Here is a 3,036-nt window from a genome sequence, read left to right as displayed (position 1 = left end):
TTAGCGATAGCGTAACGCACCCTACTACTACTACTGACTTATGATAAAATGCCTTCAAAGACAGGTAAGGGAAAACTTGCAATTATTCACCCAATAAATAACTGATAGCCGAGATGAAACCCTGTTACTGCATTAATCCCGATTGTTCTCAACCAGGGCATCCGAGTAATAATAACTCGAATACTCGTTACTGTCAAAGTTGCGGCTCTCAATTGTTGTTAAATGGTAAATATAGGGTGAGTCGGTTATTGAGTGATACGACCGGTTTTGGCATTGTTTATGAGGCTTTTGAAGGTTTTACAGCCAAAATCCTCAAGGTATTACAAGAAAAATGGAATAATCAACCGAAAGCAGTGGAATTATTTAAACGGGAATATGACGTTTTATTAGAGTTGAGTCGTCAAAATGTCACTGGTGTTCCTCGAGCAGATGCCTATTTTCAATATTCCACGAGAGAAGGGAAAATATTACACTGTTTAGTTATGGAAAAAGTGGAGGGTATTGATTTAGAACAGTGGCTAAACCAGTATGATATTTTAAGTCAAAAACGAGCCTTAAAATGGCTGAGAGAAATGACTTTAATTCTCGATAAAATTCATCAACAAAACTGGCTTCATCAAGATATTAAACCCCCTAATATTATGTTGCGGAATAGTGGCGAGTTGGTGTTAATTGATTTTGGGACAGCAGGGACAGCAAGGGAAGAAACCCAAACCTATCATCAAAAGGGAAAAGGTCAACAGGTGACAGGTATTACCTCGGTCGGATATACACCCAATGAACAACAACATAGCCAGGCGGTGATTCAATCAGATTTTTATGCTTTAGGACGAACTTTTGTGCATTTATTAACTGGAAAACATCCTTTAGAAATTTATGATGCGGTTAATGATGTTTTAGCTTGGCGAGAAGAAACGGAAAATATTCACCCGTTATTGTTGGATTTTATTGACGAGTTAATGGGAAGATTGCCAAAGAATAGACCAGCTAATACTAGGGTTATTTTACAACGTTTAGATCAGATTGAAAGGCAATTAAAGTTACCTCCTACAACTCCTAATAGACCATCTCCACCACCAAATCCGCCTCCTATTGTAACTCAAAAACAATCGCCAGTTATTCCTAAGATTAATTCTTCTCCGCCAGTTTCACCTGTAGCTGTACCCCAAAAAACACCAGGACAACCGATTAAAAAGAATAAGCTGAGAAATAGAATGATAGCTCTTGGTGGAGTTTTGTTATTAGGAGTAGGAATAACGCAAGCTTATGGTTATTTTAAAAGTCAGGAAATAAACTCACCACAAGAAAAAAAATTTTCAGAACATAGTTTTCCCGATAAAACCCTCACTGGTCATTCTGACGAGGTTTTTTCAGTAGCATATAGTCCCGATGGCCGCTATTTAGCTAGTGGGAGTATTGACCAAACTATCAAAATTTGGGAGGTAGCAACCGGAAAAGAATTGCGTACCCTTACTGGTCATTCTGGCGGGGTTTTTTTAGTAGCATATAGTCCCGATGGCCGCTATTTAGCTAGTGGGAGTATTGACCAAACTATCAAAATTTGGGAGGTAGCAACCGGAAAAGAATTGCGTACCCTTACTGTTTATTCTTACCTTTACGGGGCTGATGTAGTATATAGTCCCGATGGCCGCTATTTAGCTAGTCGTAGTGATGACAAAACTATCAAAATTTGGGAGGTAGCGACAGGAAAAGAATTGCGTACCCTTACCGGTCATTCTGGTCCAGTTTTATCAGTGGTATATAGTCCCGATGGCCGCTATTTAGCTAGTGGGGGTGGGCTTCGTGACAATACTATCAAAATTTGGCAGGTAGCAACCGGAAAAGTATTGCGTACCCTTACTGGTCATTCTGACTGGGTTTTGTCAGTGGTATATAGTCCCGATGGCCGCTATTTAGCTAGTGGGAGTCGCCAAACTATCAAAATTTGGCAGGTAGCAACCGGAAAAGTATTGCGTACCCTTACTGGTCATTCTGACTGGGTTTGGTCAGTGGTATATAGTCCCGATGGCCGCTATTTAGCTAGTGGGAGTTACCAAACTATCAAAATTTGGGAGGTAGCAACGGGAAAAGAATTGCGTACCCTTACTGGTCATTCTCACTCGGTTAAATCAGTAGTATATAGTCCCGATGGCCGCTATTTAGCTAGTGGGAGTGGTGACAAAACTATCAAAATTTGGCGAGTGGGACAGTAAACTTGTGTTGGGGGTGACAGCAATAACTTTTGTCTATCGAAAATGAGCGATACTTGCGGGAAACTGCACCGATGTCTTTAAAAATATTGGGTTTTGGCTCAAATTATTGAATCGAGCAGTTTTCTCCTAAGTATTAAAGCGCTCAACTCAACCGACAAGCTAGAGGGTATCGCATCTACATCAACAAACTATAATCTACATTAAAGAAATGTCCTAATAATTTCGCCTGTTCTTTGGTAATTGACCCTTTTCCTTCAATTAAACTAGAGGCAATTTTGTCAGAGCCAAGGATTCTGGCTATGTCTTTCTTATTAACGCTTTGCTGTTCCATCAAAAACAATAACATAGAATGAGGTGTGGTTGATTCTTGTAGATAAAAGCTTTTTTCAAAATTCCCAATTAAAAAAATTAGAAGCTCATAAAGTTCATCTTCTTCGGGAGTTCGCTGCTGACGGTGCATTAATTCTTCCACAATAGCCAAAGCTTTTTCATTTTCTGCCTCTGTTTTAATAACTTTAGGTAAATGGCGAGCTAGTAATTCTTTGTATTTTTCTGGATTAAAAGTAAGGGTCATCGGTGTCAAGGAGATACATTTCAGGATTCGGATGCTTCCTCGGCTAACGGTTTTAGGGACTGACGGTACTCTTGACCAAACTGCATTGCCTCTTCGTAAGCCGGATCATCAGCAAAAGTGCCGACAATTTTTTCCCACCAGGGAGTTTCGCTGACAGTAGGTAGCAAACGCTTAAGCAGTGCTACTTCAGCTTCTAAAGCTGCTAGTCTTATCTCTAGATCAGTGCTTAACATGGTTGATATATCCTCC

3 protein-coding genes are annotated in these 3,036 nt (G+C 40.0%); 1 reads left to right on the top strand and 2 read right to left on the bottom strand.

Annotated features, from left to right (window positions below; genetic code table 11):
- The first annotated feature begins 113 nt into the window (after positions 1-113).
- Entirely contained in the window at positions 114-2,213 is a 2,100-nt protein-coding gene (locus tag PX482_RS12955; protein WP_002757844.1) for a serine/threonine-protein kinase, read from the top strand.
- A gap of 175 nt (positions 2,214-2,388) precedes the next feature.
- Here PX482_RS12955 and PX482_RS12950 read toward each other — a convergent pair whose 3' ends face one another.
- Positions 2,389-2,787, bottom strand: a complete 399-nt coding sequence (locus PX482_RS12950) for a helix-turn-helix domain-containing protein (RefSeq protein WP_002757842.1) — start codon at positions 2,785-2,787, stop codon at positions 2,389-2,391.
- 20 nt (positions 2,788-2,807) lie between these two features.
- Entirely contained in the window at positions 2,808-3,020 is a 213-nt protein-coding gene (locus tag PX482_RS12945; protein ID WP_193956921.1) for a hypothetical protein, read from the bottom strand.
- Positions 3,021-3,036 lie beyond the last annotated feature (16 nt).

This window comes from Microcystis sp. M53602_WE12, from assembly GCF_030065455.1.
In the GTDB taxonomy this organism is placed as follows: domain Bacteria; phylum Cyanobacteriota; class Cyanobacteriia; order Cyanobacteriales; family Microcystaceae; genus Microcystis; species Microcystis aeruginosa.
The sequence above is the reverse complement of the archived record's forward strand: the minus strand, read 5'-3'. Positions and strand labels throughout refer to the sequence as shown.

What these genes read in the sequence shown, in the direction of transcription:
- PX482_RS12955 (WP_002757844.1), top strand. Translation starts at nt 114, where the DNA reads ATGAAACCCTGTTACTGCATTAATCCCGATTGTTCTCAACCAGGGCAT.
- PX482_RS12950 (WP_002757842.1), bottom strand. Translation starts at nt 2,787, where the DNA reads ATGACCCTTACTTTTAATCCAGAAAAATACAAAGAATTACTAGCTCGC.
- PX482_RS12945 (WP_193956921.1), bottom strand. Translation starts at nt 3,020, where the DNA reads ATGTTAAGCACTGATCTAGAGATAAGACTAGCAGCTTTAGAAGCTGAA.